Annotated in this window: 21 protein-coding genes; 12 read left to right on the top strand and 9 right to left on the bottom strand. The window is 68.1% G+C overall.

Going from position 1 to position 17,661, the window contains the following annotated elements:
• The first annotated feature begins 176 nt into the window (after window positions 1-176).
• Window positions 177-629 carry a protease inhibitor I42 family protein gene (locus tag G6N51_RS06525; protein WP_083176518.1) on the top strand — a complete coding sequence of 151 codons (453 nt, stop codon included), beginning with the start codon at window positions 177-179 and terminating at the stop codon, window positions 627-629.
• Between the two features lie 54 nt (window positions 630-683).
• Window positions 684-1,163, top strand: coding sequence for a hypothetical protein (locus tag G6N51_RS06520; protein ID WP_142275276.1), 480 nt, complete (start codon window positions 684-686; stop codon window positions 1,161-1,163).
• 21 nt (window positions 1,164-1,184) lie between these two features.
• Here G6N51_RS06520 and G6N51_RS06515 read toward each other — a convergent pair whose 3' ends face one another.
• Window positions 1,185-1,952 carry an SDR family NAD(P)-dependent oxidoreductase gene (locus G6N51_RS06515; RefSeq protein ID WP_083176514.1) on the bottom strand — a complete coding sequence of 256 codons (768 nt, stop codon included), beginning with the start codon at window positions 1,950-1,952 and terminating at the stop codon, window positions 1,185-1,187.
• A gap of 10 nt (window positions 1,953-1,962) precedes the next feature.
• Window positions 1,963-2,391 carry a DUF1707 domain-containing protein gene (locus G6N51_RS06510; protein ID WP_083176512.1) on the bottom strand — a complete coding sequence of 143 codons (429 nt, stop codon included), beginning with the start codon at window positions 2,389-2,391 and terminating at the stop codon, window positions 1,963-1,965.
• A 63-nt stretch (window positions 2,392-2,454) separates the two neighbouring features.
• Between G6N51_RS06510 and G6N51_RS06505 the strand changes: the two genes are divergently transcribed.
• Entirely contained in the window at window positions 2,455-3,078 is a 624-nt protein-coding gene (locus G6N51_RS06505; RefSeq protein ID WP_083176510.1) for a TetR/AcrR family transcriptional regulator, read from the top strand.
• Here G6N51_RS06505 and G6N51_RS06500 read toward each other — a convergent pair.
• Window positions 3,075-4,349 (bottom strand): alpha/beta hydrolase, encoded by a 1,275-nt coding sequence (locus tag G6N51_RS06500; RefSeq protein WP_083176508.1) that lies wholly within the window; start codon window positions 4,347-4,349, stop codon window positions 3,075-3,077. The two genes, G6N51_RS06505 and G6N51_RS06500, sit on opposite strands and share 4 nt — an antisense overlap.
• Before the next feature lie 113 nt (window positions 4,350-4,462).
• Between G6N51_RS06500 and G6N51_RS06495 the strand changes: the two genes are divergently transcribed.
• From G6N51_RS06495 to G6N51_RS06485, 3 genes are read left to right on the top strand one after another with little or no spacing between them, the layout of a single operon-like run.
• Window positions 4,463-4,903 (top strand): DUF6636 domain-containing protein, encoded by a 441-nt coding sequence (locus G6N51_RS06495; RefSeq protein WP_142275275.1) that lies wholly within the window; start codon window positions 4,463-4,465, stop codon window positions 4,901-4,903.
• A gap of 19 nt (window positions 4,904-4,922) precedes the next feature.
• The gene (locus G6N51_RS06490) at window positions 4,923-5,405 is read left to right on the top strand and encodes a DUF6636 domain-containing protein (RefSeq protein ID WP_083176504.1); all 483 of its coding nucleotides are present in this window, start codon (window positions 4,923-4,925) and stop codon (window positions 5,403-5,405) included.
• Entirely contained in the window at window positions 5,386-6,078 is a 693-nt protein-coding gene (locus G6N51_RS06485) for an esterase (protein WP_180134402.1), read from the top strand. The genes G6N51_RS06490 and G6N51_RS06485 overlap by 20 nt, the downstream gene beginning before the upstream one ends.
• Window positions 6,079-6,084: 6 nt before the next feature.
• Here the strand turns inward: G6N51_RS06485 and fdxA are convergent, their stop codons facing one another.
• Both fdxA and G6N51_RS06475 read right to left on the bottom strand, forming a co-directional pair.
• Entirely contained in the window at window positions 6,085-6,411 is a 327-nt protein-coding gene (gene fdxA / locus G6N51_RS06480) for a ferredoxin (protein ID WP_083176502.1), read from the bottom strand.
• 32 nt (window positions 6,412-6,443) lie between these two features.
• Window positions 6,444-7,805, bottom strand: a complete 1,362-nt coding sequence (locus G6N51_RS06475; RefSeq protein WP_083176500.1) for an FAD-dependent oxidoreductase — start codon at window positions 7,803-7,805, stop codon at window positions 6,444-6,446.
• Between the two features lie 103 nt (window positions 7,806-7,908).
• Between G6N51_RS06475 and G6N51_RS06470 the strand changes: the two genes are divergently transcribed.
• The gene (locus tag G6N51_RS06470; RefSeq protein ID WP_083176498.1) at window positions 7,909-8,853 is read left to right on the top strand and encodes a LysR family transcriptional regulator; all 945 of its coding nucleotides are present in this window, start codon (window positions 7,909-7,911) and stop codon (window positions 8,851-8,853) included.
• A 106-nt stretch (window positions 8,854-8,959) separates the two neighbouring features.
• Window positions 8,960-9,910, top strand: a complete 951-nt coding sequence (locus G6N51_RS06465; protein ID WP_142275300.1) for an IS481 family transposase — start codon at window positions 8,960-8,962, stop codon at window positions 9,908-9,910.
• 22 nt (window positions 9,911-9,932) lie between these two features.
• On the opposite strand, the gene G6N51_RS06460 is transcribed toward G6N51_RS06465, so the two are convergent.
• Genes G6N51_RS06460 through G6N51_RS06450 form a run of 3 tightly spaced genes read right to left on the bottom strand, consistent with a single transcriptional unit; the run spans window position 9,933 to window position 13,113 of the window.
• Complete coding sequence (locus G6N51_RS06460; protein ID WP_083175532.1) at window positions 9,933-10,649, bottom strand: sirohydrochlorin chelatase; 717 nt, start codon at window positions 10,647-10,649, stop codon at window positions 9,933-9,935.
• On the bottom strand, window positions 10,646-11,389 hold the full coding sequence (locus tag G6N51_RS06455) for a phosphoadenylyl-sulfate reductase (RefSeq protein WP_083175529.1): 744 nt from the start codon (window positions 11,387-11,389) through the stop codon (window positions 10,646-10,648). The genes G6N51_RS06460 and G6N51_RS06455 overlap by 4 nt, the downstream gene beginning before the upstream one ends.
• Window positions 11,390-11,445: 56 nt before the next feature.
• On the bottom strand, window positions 11,446-13,113 hold the full coding sequence (locus G6N51_RS06450; RefSeq protein ID WP_083175526.1) for a nitrite/sulfite reductase: 1,668 nt from the start codon (window positions 13,111-13,113) through the stop codon (window positions 11,446-11,448).
• A 3-nt stretch (window positions 13,114-13,116) separates the two neighbouring features.
• Between G6N51_RS06450 and G6N51_RS29410 the strand changes: the two genes are divergently transcribed.
• The 4 genes from G6N51_RS29410 to G6N51_RS06435 all read left to right on the top strand — a co-directional run bounded on the left by G6N51_RS29410 (window position 13,117) and on the right by G6N51_RS06435 (window position 16,245).
• Window positions 13,117-13,248, top strand: a complete 132-nt coding sequence (locus tag G6N51_RS29410; protein ID WP_264055060.1) for a hypothetical protein — start codon at window positions 13,117-13,119, stop codon at window positions 13,246-13,248.
• Between the two features lie 362 nt (window positions 13,249-13,610).
• Window positions 13,611-14,612 (top strand): thioredoxin-disulfide reductase, encoded by a 1,002-nt coding sequence (gene trxB, locus G6N51_RS06445; protein ID WP_083175523.1) that lies wholly within the window; start codon window positions 13,611-13,613, stop codon window positions 14,610-14,612.
• A 22-nt stretch (window positions 14,613-14,634) separates the two neighbouring features.
• Window positions 14,635-15,279, top strand: coding sequence for a TIGR03085 family metal-binding protein (locus tag G6N51_RS06440; RefSeq protein WP_083175520.1), 645 nt, complete (start codon window positions 14,635-14,637; stop codon window positions 15,277-15,279).
• A 150-nt stretch (window positions 15,280-15,429) separates the two neighbouring features.
• Window positions 15,430-16,245 (top strand): 1-acyl-sn-glycerol-3-phosphate acyltransferase, encoded by an 816-nt coding sequence (locus tag G6N51_RS06435; RefSeq protein ID WP_083175518.1) that lies wholly within the window; start codon window positions 15,430-15,432, stop codon window positions 16,243-16,245.
• Here the strand turns inward: G6N51_RS06435 and G6N51_RS06430 are convergent.
• Complete coding sequence (locus tag G6N51_RS06430; RefSeq protein WP_083175515.1) at window positions 16,242-17,624, bottom strand: FAD-binding oxidoreductase; 1,383 nt, start codon at window positions 17,622-17,624, stop codon at window positions 16,242-16,244. The genes G6N51_RS06435 and G6N51_RS06430 overlap by 4 nt on opposite strands.
• Between the last annotated feature and the right edge of the window lie 37 nt (window positions 17,625-17,661).

Here is a 17,661-nt window from a genome sequence, read left to right as displayed (position 1 = left end):
GCCGAGCGCCGGGCTCACGTGCAGTCGCAGCAGCAATTGCAGCCATCGCAGCAGCACCGCCGACCGGTCCCGTCTCCGCCCCGCGACTTGCGCCCCGGGTTGTGGGTCTCCTCGTCGGCCCCGGGCTTCTGCTCCTGCATGCGGTCGGGGATCGCGGCCGAGCGCCAGACGCCATAATGGGCTCGATGACTGTCGGGAAGATCAGGCTCTTGGTGACCGTCGCGCTGCTCGTTTCGCCGATGTTGGTGGGCTGCCACTTCGCATCCAGGAACCCGCCGTCGACCAAGACGCTGCAGGTGCCGATGAACCAGGTGCTCACGGAGGACGCGATCACACAGAGCATCACCCTGGCCGTCGGCAACACGCTGATCGTCAAGTTGGGCTCGAATTACACCACCCCGTACCGGTGGACGCCGGAGACGAAGATCGGCGACCCTGCGGTCATCCAGCAAACCAGTCACGAGTTCGTTCCGCCGAGTTCCGACGCGTTGGGGGCGCCCGGCACCGAGGTGTGGAAGTTCACGGCGTTGAGGCCGGGCACCACGACGATCGGCACCTCCTACACCAGCTTCGTCGGCAAGGACTCCAAACCGGCGTGCACCTATACGGCCACCGTCACGGTGCAGTAAACCTCTTCGGCAAACGCGTGCGCGCCGGCCTCGTCTCGGGCTACGTTCGTGGGCGTGTTCGGCTTTCTCCGCAACTTGTCCGAAATCCGCCGGCTCCCCCCAGCGCTGCGCGACGAACTCGAGGCCGAGGGAATGATCTTCAGCGCCGGCAAAGTCGGGGTGGTCCGACATTTCGGCGGTCATGTGCCAGGGGTCTATTCGGCTTCGGGTGTGTCCCGCTACGCGGGCGCGTTCGCCTTCACGGCCGCGCGGATCGTCGCCACGTTTCCCACCCGCGGGGACGCCAACCTGCGCTCGATCGATTGCTCGTGGGACAGCAGCACGGGGCCGGCCAGGGCAACCATCACCGGCAACGGGCTGAAGCTGGAAATCGACCTGCACGGTGTCGACCACGCCTTCAGTGGGTCGATGACGCTCAACTACAAGAAGAAGATTCCCGACGACGTCCTGGAAAAGCTGCCCACGACGACGCTGCGCTTTTCGGTCCAGCCCGTTTTCGTCTACCGTGCCGCCGGCGTGCGCCCTAAGGCCTAGGCTGCGGGACAACGGTTTCCGTCACGCGGCCGCGGCCGGCCGCAGCATCCGTGCGCTGACCAGCGACGAGGCCCACCCGGGCATCAATCGTGTGCTCGTCACCATCACCCGATAGCGCCACCCCGGCACGACGACGGCGCGGCCCCGGTCCAGGGCGCGCAGCCCGGCGGCCACGACGGGCTCGGGCGCCGCGAGCCGGCGATAGATCGCGGTGTGCGAGACGTCCGACCCCAGCGCGTCGACGAATCCGGTCCGGGTGGGCCCGGGGCACAGCGCCGTGACGGTGACCCCCGAGCCGCGCGTCTCCGCCCATAGCGCTTGGCTCAGCGACAGCACGAACGCCTTGGACGCGCCGTAGGTGGCCTGATACGGGCCGGGCTGAAAGGCGATCGTGGACGCGACATTCAGGACGCCGCCCCGGCCGCGGTCCAGCATGCCGGGGAGCACCGCGTGGGTCAGCCGCACCAGCGCGTCGACGTTGACCGCGACCAGCTCGTGCTCGCGCGCGGCGTCGAGTTCCGCGAACGGGCCGTAGGTGCCGAAGCCGGCGTTGTTGACCAGCACGTCGACCTCCCGCCCGGCCAGGCGGGCAACGAGGGCGTCGACGCCGGCCTGCGTGCCGAGATCGCCGACGACCAGTTCGGCCCGCGGGTCGACCCGCTGCGCCACCGCGCTCAGCCGAGCTTCGTCACGCCCGGCGAGCAGTAACGACATGCCCCGGCGCCCCAGCTGGTCGGCGAAAATTGCGCCCAGCCCCGAGCTGGCGCCGGTGATCACTGCCCATGACATGGCTAAGTCCTTACTTCGCAACGGTTTTCACGGCCGGGTGGATGCCCAGCGCGTGGCTGGCGAGGCCGATTCCGGCGCCGAGGATGGGCCATATCGGCCAGAAGTACGTGGCGCCGGTGGTGGCGGCCACGGCCGCCCACACGGTGAGCACGACGACGGTCATGGCGAGGTAGGCGGCGAGGTGCACACGCACGCCGCGGCGGGCGGCCTCGATGCGGGCGGCGCGACGGCGTGGATCCGCGCGCCGGATCCGCTCGAGCGGCAGGTCGGAAAGGAGCTGGTTGAGCTCCCCGGTCGTGTGCGTACCGAACACGGCCTGCAGTCGCTGCTCGTACTCGTCCAATTCCAGGTAGCCCTGCGCGAACGCTTGGCCGAGGCGTGCGGCCGCCCTCTCCCGGTCGCGGTCGCCGGCGCGGGGGGTGATGAGTTGCTGGTCCATTTTCGTCCCCTTCCCAAGGATGTGAATGGCCTTAACATAGTCCGGAATGTTAATGTCGTCAACATGGCACGTGAGCGGAAATCGTCGGCCGGTGTGACGCGGCGGGACAGCTATCACCACGGCGACCTGAAACGCGCCCTGACCAGCGCCGCGCTCTCGCTGGTGGCCGAGAAGGGGCCGAAGGGGTTCACGCTGACCGAGGCGGCGCGGCGCGCCGGGGTCAGCGCCGCCGCCCCGTACCGGCACTTCGCCGACAAGGCCGCGCTGCTGGCCACGGTGGCCGAGCAGGGCTTCCGCGACCTGCACGCCGAGATGACCGCGGCCGCCGACACCGCGCCCGACCCGAAGTCCCGGGTGGTCGAGCTCGGCCGCGCGTATGTGCACTGGGCCATCGCCCACCCGGACCACTACCGGGTCATGTTCGGCGCCGAGCTCTCCAAGGCCGACCATCCCGACCTCGCCGTCGCCGGCGAGCAGGCGTTCGGTGACCTCCTCGACGCCATCGTCACGTGCCAGGGGGCGGGCATCGTCGAGGGTCAGGACCCGCGTGACCTCGCCGCGCCGCTGTGGTCGCTGGTGCACGGCATCGCGTCCCTCGCGATCGGCGGCGAGTTACGCGCCGTCGGCATCGAGCAGGACCCCGAGGCCATCATCGCCGGCGTGGTGGCCCAAATGCTCGGCGGCTAGGCCACATTGGCCTGACGGCGCGCCGCGTAGATCTCGGCCAGGAATTGCTCGACGGCGACCGCGGTGTGCGCCGCACGCGCCGAACCGAAGATGTCGAAAGCGTGTTGGGTGAACGGCAGTTCGGCATACACGACGGTCTGGTTGCTGACCTGGCGCAGCCGCTCGACGAAGGCGCGCGCCTGCTCCACGGGCACCAACGAGTCGTTGCGGCCGTGCAGGACGAAGAACGGGGGAGCGTCGGGCGAGACGTGGTTGACCGGAGAGGCGTTGACGAACGGCTGCAGGTTGGTCGACGGCCGTTGCTTGACAACGGATTTGACGAGCAACGCCGGCATCATCGGGTGCATCGCGTCGTTGAACCGGGTGAAGTCGTAGACGCCGTAGAACGGGACGGCCGCCTGCACCCGGGTGTCGGCGTCCTCGAAGCCGGGCTGGAACTGCGGGTCGTTGGGGGTGAGCGCGGCCAGTGACGACAGGTGACCGCCGGCCGAACCGCCCGTGATGGCGATGAATTCGGGATCGCCGCCGTATTCGGCGATGTGGGCCTTGACCCAGGCCAGGGCGCGCTTGACGTCGACGATGTGGGCGGGCCAGGTGTTGCGCGGGCTGTGCCGGTAGTTGATCGCCACGCAGACCCAACCCAACTCGGCCAGGTGGCTCATCAATGGATGGGCTTGTCCGCGTTTGTTTCCCGTCGTCCAGGCGCCGCCGGGAATCTGGAAAAGCACAGGTGCCGGGCCCGACGGGTCCAGATCGGGGCGGCGCCAGATGTCCAGGTGGTTCGCGCTGCCGAATTCGCCGTAGCTGATGTTGGAGTCGTGCGCGTAGTCGCGGTAGATGCGCATCATCCGCAGCAGCCCCGGCGTCTTTGCGGTGCCGCTGCCGGCCGGCCGGCGCCAGAGATCCCCCGATTCGGTGAGCCGAGAGGGACCCAACCCGGCGTCCAGCGCCTCGGTCAGCGGCACGTTGGCTCGGTGTCCGGCGCGACTGAAGTTCAGCAGACCCAGCGCCGAGACACCCGCCACCGCCCACGCCGCGATCCCCACCGGCCGCGTCAGGCGTCGAGCCGTCAACGCCAGCCCGCCGAGCTGGCTGACCAGGGTCTGCAGCGGCAACTCCGTGACGACCAGCCCGAACATCCACGAGAAAAGCGACGCGTAGCCGCTGCGCGCCAGCGGCCGGTAGGCGTTGAGCGTGGACACCGCGGTCACCGCCGTGACGATCAGCGACCCGATCTGCCGGATGACGTGGGTGATTCGAGCTGTCCGCATGGGCTCACCTTACGAGGCGTGGTGTTGGGATCGGTAGCCGCGCGTACGGTGCCTACTTGTCGCGAACGACCGCTGCAACGTGCAGCGCACTGACAGAATGCATGCGGGCACCGATGACCATCACCATGAAGGCTTCCACGGCGGCGCTGATCGCGACCATCGCGTTGGCGCCACCCGCGCGCGCCGACGACAGCGGCGTGTTCCTGTCCCCGTCGGGCAACATCATCTGCAGTATGGCGGCGGGGCCCGACGCGAAAACCGGCGCCACGTGTGAGATCCGCGACCACACCTACGTGCCCCCGGAGCCGACGGCGCCGACCTGTCACCTGGCGCGGGGCGACCGCGTCAGCTTGTTCCAGGGCAGCGCACCGGTCCTGAACTGCCACGGGGACACCGAATTCGGCCTTGCTGCCGGACAACCCACGCTGCCGTACGGCCAGACCCGCACCGTCGGCACGGTCACCTGCGACAGCGAACCGAACGGAATCACCTGCACCGACGACAGCACCGGCCACTACTTCCGGATCTCGCGCGAGTCGCTCGATCTCGGCTGAACGCAGAAGGGACCACTACATGAACCCGCTGAGAACGCCGCTCCTCGCGGCGTACGCACTGGGCATCCTTGTGCCGATCGTCGCCCTGCCCGCGACCGCGGCCGCCGACGACAGCCCGCAGCAGTTTCAGTCCCCGTCTGGAGACATTCGCTGTCTGCTCGAGCCTTCTCGCACGTCGGCGCCCGTAGCGCTCTGCCAGATCAAGCATCACACCTACGTGGTGCCGCCCGGGACCCCCAGAGACGACGTCACCGGCGGGGCCTGCCCGCCGGGGGCCAACGCGGGCGGTGACTTTCGACTCGACCAGGGCGAAGCCGGATTCATCCGGTGCACGTACTCCGCGCTCGGTTCCGGCACCGGTTCCTGGCCGGTCCTCGACTACGGTCAGACCAGAACGCTCGGTCCGATCAGCTGCGCGAGTGAGCCCTCCGGCATGAGGTGCACCGACATCTCCACGGGGCACTATTTTCGGGTTTCCGACGATGCGTACGAACTCGGGTGAGGGGACCGACGGGCGCCTGCTGGCGGTGATGGCGTCCGTCGTTGTCCTGACCGGGTTTTCGTGCGGTGGGACGGCCGGCGCGCAATCGGCCTGCGCCGACCTCGGCGGAACCGTCGACCAAAACCAGATCTGCCGGGGTCACATCGTGACTTCCGACTACACACTCGACTTGAGCTTTCCCGTCAGCTATCCCGATGAGCAGCCCCTCACCGACTACCTCATCCAGACGCGGAACCGATGGGCCGACGACGCCAAGGCGTCTCCGCCGAGTGGCCGGCTGCCGTACCTGCTGACGATCTCGGGGAAGGCGTACCGGTCTGCGACGCCGAATTCCAGGACCCAGACCGTCGTGCTGGACATGAACCAGGACTTCGGCGCGCACCCGGTGACCTCGTTCAAGGCGTTCACCTACGACGTCGGCAAGGGTGCTCCCATCACCTTCGACACGCTGTTCAAACCGGGCACCCACCCGCTCGACGTGCTCAACCCGATCGTGCGGCGCCGGCTGGGTCCGCTTCCGTTCGGTGACCCGGGAGTCGACGCGTACCAGAACTTCGCGATCACCGACGACGCCGTGATCTTCTTCTTCAGCCAGGGGCAGGTGCTCTCGCAAGTCGATGGGCCCCAGCGGCTTTCGGTGCCCCGCGCCGAACTCGCAGCGCTGTTGGCGTGACGGGTCCTACGTGGCCCCGGCCCGGCTCTCCAGGTTCTTGACCGCGGCCGGGTCGTTCTCGGTCAGCCCGACCTTCGCCGCGCCGCCGGGCGAGCCCAGTTCGGTGAAGAAGTCGGCGTTGATCTGCGTGTACTGGCTGTATTCGGCCGGCAGGTCGTCCTCGTAGTAGATGGACTCGACGGGGCAGACCGGCTCGCAGGCGCCGCAGTCGACGCACTCGTCGGGGTGGATGTAGAGCATCCGCGCGCCCTCGTAGATGCAGTCGACGGGGCATTCCTCGATGCACGCCTTGTCCTTGATGTCGACGCAGGGTTCGCCGATCACGTATGCCATGGATGTTGTCCTTCCCTATCAGCTATCGGAGATTAGCCGTGCCCGATTCGCAGCAGCTCGGCGAGGCTGGCAAGTTTGGCGCGGGGGCGCCCGTGCGGCTCGCCGGCCTCTCGCTCGAAGCGGTCGATGGCCCGCCAGTGCGCGGCGGTGACCAGCTGCGGCTGGCGCGAAGTGAGCCATTCGGCTAGCTCGTCGCCATAGGCGTCCGGGCGGTCTGCCGACCCGCCGGCCAGGTCACCCAGCACCGTGTCGACGGTGTCCTGGGAGCACTTCTTGTTGGTGCCGATGACGCCGGACGGGCCGCGTTTGATCCAGCCGGCCACGTATTCGTTGCGGCTGCCGTCGATCCTGCCGCTGGTGTGCGGGATCGTGCCGGTCTTCTCGTCGAACGCCAGCCCCGGTATGGCCACGCCCCGGTAGCCGACCGCCCGCACCACCAGCTGCGCGGGCAGTTCCTCGCGCTCCCCGGTGTCTTTGGCGATCATCCGCCCGCCGGCGTCGGTGACCAGCTCGTTGCGCCCGAGCACGATGCTCTCCACCCTCTCGGCGCCTTTGAGCTCGATAGGGGAGGTGAGGAACCGCAACACGATTCGGCGGTGCCCGGGCCGGGGCGCGCGCCCGGCGTACTCGCGCAGCACCTTGATGTTGTTCTTGGTGACCTTGCCGGCAGCGGCGGCGTCGTCGTCCGTGATGCCCTCCAGATCGGCGGGTTCCACCACCACGTCGACGCCGTCGAGCTCGCCGAGCTCTCGCAATTCCAGTGTGGTGAAGGCGCTTTGCAGGGGGCCGCGTCGACCGATCAGCACCACTTCCTCAACGCCGCAGGGCCGCAACGACTCCAGCGCGTGATCGGCGATGTCGGTGCGCGCCAGCACGTCGGGGTCGGTGACCAGCATGCGGGCGACGTCGACGGCCACGTTGCCGTTGCCCACGACGACGGCGCGCGCACCCGACAGGTCGGGCGTCATCTGCTCGAAGTGCGGGTGCGCGTTGTACCAGCCGACGAAGTCGACCGCGGCCACGCTGCCGGGCAGGTGTTCGCCGGGGATGTTGAGGGCGCGGTCGGACTGGGCGCCGACGGCGTAGATCACCGCGTCGTAGCGCTCGGCGAGTTCGCCGGCCGAGACGTGCTCACCCACCTTGATGTTGCCGAAGAAGCGAAAGCGCGGGTCTTCGGCGGTCTTCTCGAACTGCTGGCTGACCGACTTGATCTTCGGGTGATCGGGTGCCACGCCCGACCGCACCAGCCCCCAAGGGGTGGGCAGCATTTCGAGCATGTCGACGGCGATGCCGAACCCGGAGGCGTCGGCGGCCTTGAGCAGTGACGCGGCCGCGAAGAACCCGGAAGGGCCGGAACCCACGATCGCGACGTGGTATGGGGCTGTGCGGGTCATGTTTCCTATGGTGCTCGGCCGGCCGCCGCGCGAGTAGAGGTTCCGGTGTTGTGGAGTCACAAGCTATGGTTGTGTCACGCCTACCGATTGTGATTGACCACCCATGCCGCTCAGCCCCCGCATGCCCGAACTGGCCTCGTTCGAGGTCTTTTTGGCGATCGCCGAGACGGGCAGCCTCGGACGCGCCGCCCGCGAGCTCGGGATCACCCAGCAGGCCGTGTCACGGCGGCTCGCATCGATGGAGGCCCTGGTCGGCGTCACGCTGGCCGTGCGGACAACGCGCGGTTCGGAATTGACGCCCGCGGGTTTGATCGTGGCGGAGTGGGCCGCGCGCTTGCTTGAGGTCGCCAACGAGATCGACGCGGGGCTGGGCGGACTGCGCAAGGAGGGCCGCGAACGCATCAGGGTGGCTGCCAGCCAGACGATTTCCGAGCAGCTGATGCCGCATTGGCTGCTGTCCCTGCAGACCGAGGCGACGCGGCGCGGGGGAGCCGCACCGCAGGTGATCCTGACCGCCACCAACAGCGAGCAGGCCATCGCCGCGGTGCGCGACGGCACCGTCGATCTGGGCTTCGTCGAAAACCCCGGCCAGCCCAAGGGATTGGGCAGCTGCGTGGTGGGGCAGGACGAGTTGGTGATCGTGGTCCCGCCGGGGCACAAGTGGGCTCGACGCTCGCGGGTGGTGACCGCCCGCGAACTCGCCGAAACACCCTTGGTGGCGCGCGAACCCCATTCGGGCATCCGCGATTCGCTGACGGTGGCGCTGCGTCAGGTGCTGGGCGAGGACATGCAGCAGGCGCCGCCCGTGCTGGAGCTGACGTCGGCGGCGGCGATGCGCGCCGCCGTGCTCGCCGGGGCGGGGCCGGCGGGGATGAGCCGGCTGGCGGTGGCCGACGACCTGGCCGTCGGGCGGCTGCACGCGGTCACCATCCGAGACTTGGACCTACGGCGTAAGTTTCGCGCCATCTGGGTCGGCGGGCGCACACCGCCCGCGGGAGCGATCCGGGACATGCTGAGCCACATCAGCAGTCGCGCATTGAAGCCCTAGGTGTACTCGGCCACGAGGTTGGTAGCAGGCGTGTCGGCTTGATGTGAGGAGAACCCCCGGGTGGGGTGTGGCTTGTCGAAGGCCCATACCTGCTCCGGAGGTTCTCGTGTCCCACCGTAATGCCCGCACGACGTTTCATGGTCGACTGCTCATCGTCGAACGTCACCAAAGCGGATGGAAGCAAGCCCAGATCGCTGAGGCGATGGGAATCTCCCGCAAGTGTGTCCACACCTGGATCAGCCGTTATGCCGCTGAGGGATCAGTCGGGCTGTTTGATCGGTCCTCGCGTCCGCACTGCTCACCCCGGCGCACACCGGCGGCTGTTGAGCAGCAGGTCCTGGCGGCACGCCGTGAGCATCGGCGTGGCCCGGATTGGCTGGGTCCAGAATTGGGAGTGCCGGCCCGCACGGTCGGACGCATCTTGCGCCGCCACGGCCAGCCCTACCTGCGTGACTGTGATCCGATGACGGGAGCGGTGATCAAGGCCGCGAAGGCTACCGCGGTGCGCTACGAGCGAGACCGTCCCGGCGAATTGGTCCACGTCGATGTCAAGAAACTCAGCCGCATCCCCGACGGTGGTGGGTGGCGAGCTCATGGGCGCAGCGAAGAGGTCCGCGGCCGCGGCAACGGCTATGACTACGTGCACTCGATGGTCGATGACCACAGCCGACTCGCCTATTCCGAGATCCTGCCCGACGAGAAAGGTCCAACGTGTGCGGGCTTCATCGAGCGGGCCGCTGACTATTTTGTGGCGCAAGGCATTTCACGCATCGAACGCATCATCACCGACAACCATCTCAGCTATCGTCGGTCAGCTGCTGTGGCAGCCGTTATTGCCCAGCTCAGCACCAGGCATCTGTTCATCAAACCGCACTGCCCCTGGCAGAACGGCAAGGTAGAGAGATTCAACCGCACCCTGCAAACCGAGTGGTGCTACCGCAGAGTTTTTACCTCCAACGCCGAGCGGGCAAACGCCCTTGCCCCATGGCTCGAGTTCTACAACACTCAACGACGCCACAGCGCACTCGACGGACTACCACCCATCAGCCGACTGTGACCAACCTCGTGGCCGAGTACACCTAGGCCGCGGCGTGGTCGGCGCGCGCCTCGTCGAAGCGGTCCAGCACCGTCTCGGCCACCAGTCGGTGTGCGCCCAGCGGCGCCGCCATCGGAATCCTGTTGTCCCGCGCATAGGTTGACACGCCGTCGGTGATGAGCCCCGGGGCCAGGAACCACGGCGCGATGACCAGCCGGCTTGCGCCGCGGCGGCGCAACCGGTCGGCCGCCTCGGCGACCGACGCCTCGGGCCGGGTGGCGAAGGCCATCGCGGTTGCGGCCCAACGGGTCCCGGCGGACAACCGCGCGGCGACCTGGGCGGTGCGCGCGTTGGCGGATGTGTTGGATGACCCGATCGCGACCACCATCACCCCGACTTCGTCGTCGAGCGGGGACACCCCCACTTCGGCGAGCCGTTCGCGCAGGACCGCCAGCAGCCGATCGTCTTCGCCCAGGACGTCGGCCTGCCGGACGCCGTAGGCGCCGGCGCGCGCGATCTGCTCGGGAAGGTCGCGGCGCGCGTGGTAGGCGCTGGCCAGCAGCAGCGGGGTGACCACCGCGTCGCGTTTGTTCGGCAGCCCCGAGAGGACGTCGACGAAGCTGGGCGCGCTGAGCTCCAGGAAGGCCAGCCGCACGTCGAGGCCGGGCCGCATGCCGCGCAGCCGTTCGGCCACCGCCCGGGCGTTGGCGCCGGAGCGCGGATCGCGGCTGCCGTGCGCGGTGAGGACGAGTGTGCTCATGAGGCGTGCAACCCGCATTCGGTCTTGTTTCGGCCCGCCCAGCGGCCGCTGCGCGGGTCCTCGCCGGGGGCCGGCTTCCGGGTGCAGGGGGCGCAGCCGATCGACGGATAGCCCTCGTCGACGAGCGGGTTGACCAGCACGCCGTTCTTCTCGATGTATTCCTGCACGTCGTCGTCGGTCCACGCCACGATCGGATTCACCTTGACCAGCCCGAACGCCTCGTCGTAGCCGACCACCGGCGCATTGGCGCGGGTGGGCGACTCGACCCGGCGCAGGCCGGTGACCCAGGCCGCGTAACCGTTCAGCGCCCTGCCCAACGGCACGACCTTGCGCAGCCGGCAGCACTCGTTGGGTTCGCGGGCGAACAGGTCCTTACCCATCAGCTCGTCCTGCTCGTGCACCGTGTGTTCCGGGGTGACGTTCAGCAGGTGGATGTCGTAGACCGATTCGACTGCGTCGCGGGTGCCCAGAGTTTCGGCGAAGTGGTAGCCGGTGTCCAGGAAGATGACCGGCACGCCGGGCCGCACATCCGCCGCCAGGGACACCGTCAGCGCCTCCTGCATGTTGCACGCCACCACCCACTTGCAGGTGGCCCAGTCGCGCGGGCCGTCGGGGCCGCCGAAGTGCCTGTCGGCCCAGCGCAGGATGTCCTTGGCGTCCGCGCCCTCCAGCTCGGCCGCGCCGCGCTCGGCCAACTCACGCAGCTCTTCCTCGGTGAAGTTGGTCACCACTTCGCTCATCTGGTTTCGTCCTCGGTTCGTAACGTCAGCGCTCGGTGTGGCGGTGTTGGTACGGGCTAGCGCAAGTCGGCCTCCTCGGCGCGCAGCGCCCAGTTGGCGAAACGCTCGCCGCTTTCCCGTTGTTCCAGGAACTTGCGCGTCACCCGGTCGATGTAGTCGCCGAGCTCGGCGCTGGTGACCTTGTGCTGACGCAGCTTTCGTCCGAAGCCGCTCTCCTCGCCCAGGCCGCCGCCGAGGTGAACCTGGAAGCCCTCCACCGACGTGCCGTCGCCGTTGTCGATCCACTGGCCCTTGAACCCGATGTCGGCGACCTGGATTCGGGCGCAGGAGTTCGGGCAGCCGTTGAGGTGCACGCTGATCGGCACGTCGAGCTTGTCGTTGACGTCGGCCAGTCGCTCCTCCAGCTCGGGCACCAAAGTCTGTGCGCGAACCCGGGTTTCGGCGAACGACAGCTTGCAGAACTCGATGCCGGTGCAGCCCATCGTGCTCTTGCGCCAGTTCGACGGGTTCGACGGCAGGCCCAGCTTGTCCAACTCGGCGACCAGGAAGTCGACCTGGTCGTCGGGCACGTCGAGGATGATCAGCTTCTGGAAGGGGCTGAACCGGGCCCGGTCGGAGCCGACCTTCTCCATCAGGTCGGCCACCGCCTGCAGGGTGGTGCCCGAGACGCGCCCGGCGATCGCGGCGACGCCGACGGCGTTGCGGCCGTTCTTGATCTTCTGCACGCCCACGTGGTCGATGGGGTGCTTGGCCGGCTCGGGTGCTGGGCCGTCGATCATCTTGCGGCCGAGGTACTCGGTCTCCATGACCTCGCGGAACTTCTCCACCCCCCAGTCCTTGACCAGGAACTTGATCCGCGCCTTGGCCCGCAGCCGCCGGTAGCCGTAGTCGCGGAACACCTTGGTGACCGCTTCCCACACGTCGGGCACCTCGTCCAGCGGGACCCACACGCCGACCCGCTGGGCCATCATCGGGTTGGTCGACAGGCCGCCGCCCACCCACAGGTCCATGCCGGGTCCGTGCTCGGGGTGGTTGACGCCGACGAACGCGACGTCGTGGGTCTCGTGGGAGACGTCCTGCAGGCCCGAGATCGCGGTCTTGTACTTGCGCGGGAGGTTGGCGTAGTCGGGGTTGTTCATGAACCGCCGGATGATCTCGTCGATCGCGGGGGAGGGGTCGAGCACCTCGTCGAGCGAGTCGCCGGCCAGCGGGCTGCCGTGGATGCCGCGGGGGCAGTCACCGCAGGCCTCGATGCTCGACAGACCGACGGATTCGAGCCGGCGCCACACCTCGGGCACGTCCTCGATCTTGAGCCAGTGGAACTGGACGTTCTCCCGGTCACCGATGTCGGCGGTGTCGCGGGCGAACTCCGACGACACCTGGCCCAGGACGCGCAGCGTCTGCGCCGTCATCGGCTTGCCGTCGGAGCGCACCCGCATCATGAAGTACTTCGCTTCGAGCTTGTCGATGTTCTCGTCGCCGGTCCAGCTGCCGTCGTAGCCCTGCTCGCGCTGGGTGTACAGGCCCATCCACTTGAACCGCATACGCAGATCGGACTTTTCGATGCTCTCGAAGCCGTCTTTGGCGTATTTGTTGATGATTCGGTCGCGCACATTCAGCGGGCCGTCGTCGTGCTTGATCTGCTCGGTGTCGTTGAGCGGTTCGCGATTGCCCAGCGCCCACTGGCCCTCGTTGCGAGTCTTGGCGGGAGGTGCTGTGGTCATGTGATGTTCTCCTTCGCGAACAATGCTGGCCCGCTGCGCCGGCCGGGGCTGTGGCGGCTGAGGCTCGACGTCGGCGGCCGGTGCGCTGCCGGGCAGGGCTGCGGGGCCGGGACGTCGACGGTGACGTCGATCTAGTCGATGGCTCCCGTGGGTACGCCGTCGGACCCACGGGCCATGACTTCATGGTGCATTTCCTCCGGCGACAGTAGTAGAGGTGTAGAGGTTGTGAGCACACAACCGTTGGTTGTGTGCTCCGCTTCACTTTAAATGCGTTACCCGCCATTGAGATTCCCGCTTTTCCAAGTTTGGTAATCCCGGGTTGTTTGGCAAACATGGCCTGGCAAGACGATCTGAGATATGTTGTGCCGCAGACGATCTCGCGAGTCGCTTCGCTAGAGTCCGTGCGTCGTAAGGCCGATCGCACCCGCCTTCACATGAGACGGTCAGCGATCACCAGTAGGGTGGGCCCCTGTTGGACACTGACTGAAAGGTTCCTGATGACTGCCTCCGATGTCCGCGATGTCATCGTCATTGGTTCGGGTCCCGCGGGGTACACCGCGGCGTTGTATGCCGCGCGGGCGCAGTTGGCGCCCGTGGTGTTCGAGGGGACGTCGTTTGGTGGCGCGTTGATGACCACGACCGAGGTGGAGAACTTCCCCGGTTTCCGCGAGGGCATCACGGGCCCGGAGTTGATGGATCAGATGCGCGAGCAGGCGCTGCGGTTCGGGGCCGATTTGCGGATGGAAGACGTCGAGTCGGTCTGTCTGCAGGGCCCGGTGAAGTCGGTGACGACGGCCGAGGGCGAGACGGTGCGGGGGCGAGCGGTGATCTTGGCCATGGGCGCGGCGGCCCGCTATCTGGGGGTGCCGGGTGAGCAGGAGCTGCTGGGCCGCGGGGTCAGCTCGTGTGCCACGTGTGATGGATTTTTCTTCCGCGACCAGGACATCGCGGTGATCGGTGGGGGAGATTCGGCGATGGAGGAAGCGACCTTTCTGACCCGGTTTGCCCGCAGCGTCACGCTGGTGCACCGCCGCGAGGAGTTCCGCGCCTCGCGGATCATGCTCGAGCGGGCGCGGGCCGACGACAAGATCACCATCCTGACGAATGCGGCCGTGCTGGCCGTGGAGGGTGGCGACACCGTCCGTGGGTTGCGGGTGCGCGACACCGTCACCGGCAAGGAATCGACCCTGCCGGTCACGGGGGTGTTCGTGGCGATCGGGCACGACCCGCGCTCGGCGCTGGTGCGTGATGTCGTGGACACCGACCCCGACGGCTACGTCCTGGTGCAGGGCCGCACCACGGCCACCTCGATCGAGGGGGTGTTCGCCGCCGGCGACCTGGTCGACCGCACCTACCGTCAGGCCATCACGGCCGCCGGCAGCGGCTGCTCGGCGGCGATCGACGCCGAACGCTGGCTGGCCGAACACGAAGCCTCCAGCGCCGCCGCACAGGGCGACGCCACCGAGATTCCCGGAAGCGATACCGACTCCGCCGCTTAGGTTTTGGGCCTACCCTTGAGCGATGTCCCGGCCGGCCCTCGATGCGCAGGAGCGCCTTGCGCTCTGCTCCCTGTTCGACGAGCTGGGGCCCTCCGCACCCACGCTGATCGAGGGTTGGACCGCTGCCGATCTTGCAGCGCATCTCGTGCTGCGTGAACACGATCTCGTCGCCGGACCGTGCCTGGTGCTGCCGGGCCGTTTTCAGCGGTTCGCCGAGCGGCGGCGGGCCGCATTGGCCCGGCGCGAGGATTTCGCGTCGCTCGTCGCACGGATCCGGTCCGGCCCACCGATCGGGTTCTTCCGCATCGGATGGGTCCGCGCGCTGGCGAACGTCAACGAGTTCTTCGTTCACCACGAGGACCTTCGCCGGGCGAATGGGCTCGGGCCACGCGGTCTGACGCCCGAGCTGGACGCGGCGTTATGGCGGAACGTTCGCCGCGGGGGTGGGTTTCTGAGTCGGCGGCTCGACGGCTGCGGGCTTGCGGTCGAGTGGGTCGGCACCGGCGAGCGGGTGACGGTTTTGCGGGGCTCGCCGGTGGCTTCCCTGAGCGGTCCACCGGGAGAGCTACTGCTGTATCTCTTCGGCCGCGTCGGCGTGGCGGAGGTCGAGGTGAGCGGGCCGCCCGATGCCGTCGCGGCGGTGGGTCGCGCGCACTTCGGGATGTGAGCCCGTCGGCGACTTGAGTCACAGGGACCACAGGCGTCGCTGGAACGGGAGGCATCCAAAGTGCCCGCCTCATAGCGACAATCAAAACCCGTGTCGTCGCACGACCGGCGGCGTAGCATCGGTTCACGCTCAACGACGAGCGAGGACGACATGAGCGACAGCCGCATGGATTCGACCGACGTCGACAAATGGGACCGCGGTCTGACCGAACACGTCGTCGCGCTGACCCGCCCGATCGTCAAGCACTATTTCCGCTCCGAGGTGCGGCGCCTGGACAACATCCCGGACGGACCGTCGCTGGTGGTGGGGAATCATTCCGGCGGTCTCACGTCGTTCGACCTCTCGGTGTTCGCGGTCGACTACTACGACCGGTTCGGCTACGACCGCCCGCTCTACGCGCTGGGGTTCGACACCATCTTCGCCGGGCCCGCCGGTGACTTCTTGCGGCGCACCGGAGTGATTCGGGCGACGCGCGAGAACGCCGCCAAGGCGTTGGCCGCCGGTGCGGTCGTGCTGGTCTTCCCGGGCGGCGACTTCGACGTCTACCGGTCGACCTTGCAGGAGACCGCCATCGACTTCGGCGGGCGAACCGGCTACATCACCACTGCCTTGGAGGCCAACGTCCCGATCGTGCCCGCCGTCTCCATCGGCGGCCAGGAAAGCCAGTTGTTCCTGACCCGCGGCAGATGGCTGGCACGTGCGCTGGGGTTGACCAAGTTGGAGCGCAAGCTCTTCCGCACGGACATCCTGCCGATATCGTTCGGTTTCCCCTTCGGGCTCAGCATCGTGGCGCCGGTCAACATGCCGCTGCCCACCAAGATCGTCACCGAGGTGTTGCCCCCCATCGACATCGCCCGGCTCGCCGAGGTCTCCGACGTCAAGCAGCTCGACGCGCACGTGCGGTGGGTGATGCGCAGGGGACTCAAAGAGCTTGCCGCCCAACGCCGCTTCCCCGTGGTCGGCTAGGCGTCCGCCGCAAAGACGACGTCGGGGTTGAGGATGCCCGCGGGGTCGAAGCTCTGCTTGATGCGGCGCATGAGGTCGACCTTGACCGGGTCCTCCAGCTCGAGGAAGTACGGGGTCTTGGCGCGGCCCAGGCCGTGTTCGCCGGAGATCGCGCCGCCCAATTCCATTGCCAGCGCGAAGATGTCGGTCATCAGCTTCTTGCGGGTGGCCGGGTCCTTGCAGAAGATGGCCAGGTGCACGTTGCCGTCGCCGGCGTGTCCGCAGCCCGCCGCTCCGCCGCCCGCTGCCGCCGCCAGACCACGCGCGGCGGACAGGAATTTCGGCATCGCGCCGCGCGGCACCACGGTGTCGATGAGGTCGTCGGCGCCGACGGCCTTCAGCGTCCAGAACGCCTTCTCCCGCGCCTCGATCAGCTTGCGCGCCGAACCCCCTTCCAGCACGTAGGCATCGACGGCGCCCAGCTCGGCCAGCAGTTCGCCCGCCTTCTCGACGTCCTCGTCCAGCCGGTCGGCGGTCCGGTTCTCAAGCGCCACAACCAGATAGGCGTCGCAGCTGTCGCGGACGCTGTCGGGGACGCCGAGCTCGAGGTTCTGGGTGTGGACGAGCGCGGCCATCGTCACGTTGTCGATGTACTCCAGGATGTAGGGTGCGAGGCCGCTGCCCACGATCTTGGGCACCGCCGTCATGACCTGGTCGAAGTCGGCGAACGGGGCCAGCACGGCGGCGCTGTGGTCGAGCCGCGGGTGCAGTTTGACGGTCACCTCGGTGGCCAGGGCCAGCGTGCCCTCGGAGCCGACGATGAGCTGGGTGAGGTCGTATCCGGTGGAGACCTTGGCGATCTTGCCGCCGGTACGGATGAGCTCGCCGGTCGGCAGCGCCGCCTGCAGCCCGAGCACGTTGTGGCGGGCGATGCCGTACTTGACCGCGTTCATGCCGCCGGCGTTGGTGCCGACGTTGCCGCCGACGCTGGAGGACATCTCGCCCGGGTGAACCATGTAGCGCAGGCCGGCGTCGGCCGTCGCCGCGTCCAGCTCGGTGAGGGTGACGCCGGGTTGGACGACGGCGACCTGGTTGGTGGTGTCGACCTCGAGGACGCCGCTCATGCGCTCGAAGGAGATGAGCAGCCCGTCGGCCCGGGGGATCGCCGCTCCGGAGAGGCCGGTGCCGGACCCGCGGGCCGTCACCGGGATCTTGTTGTCCGAGGCGGCCTTCAGCAGCTGCGAAACGGCTTCCGCGGTGGCCGGTTTGGCGACATAAGCCGGCCGTTGCGCCGGCTTGGTCAACACCTCGTCGTGCCAGTAGTCCTCGGGGATGGCGTCGCCGGTCAGCAGGTTGTGCCGGCCGACGATCTCGGAGAACCGCGCCGTCATGTCGCTCATTGGTCCCACTTTCTCACCGTGCGATTCACCTTAGCGC

It is taken from the genome of Mycobacterium paraseoulense (assembly GCF_010731655.1).
Taxonomy (GTDB): domain Bacteria; phylum Actinomycetota; class Actinomycetes; order Mycobacteriales; family Mycobacteriaceae; genus Mycobacterium; species Mycobacterium paraseoulense.
This window is presented reverse-complemented; position numbering and strand designations above follow the sequence as displayed.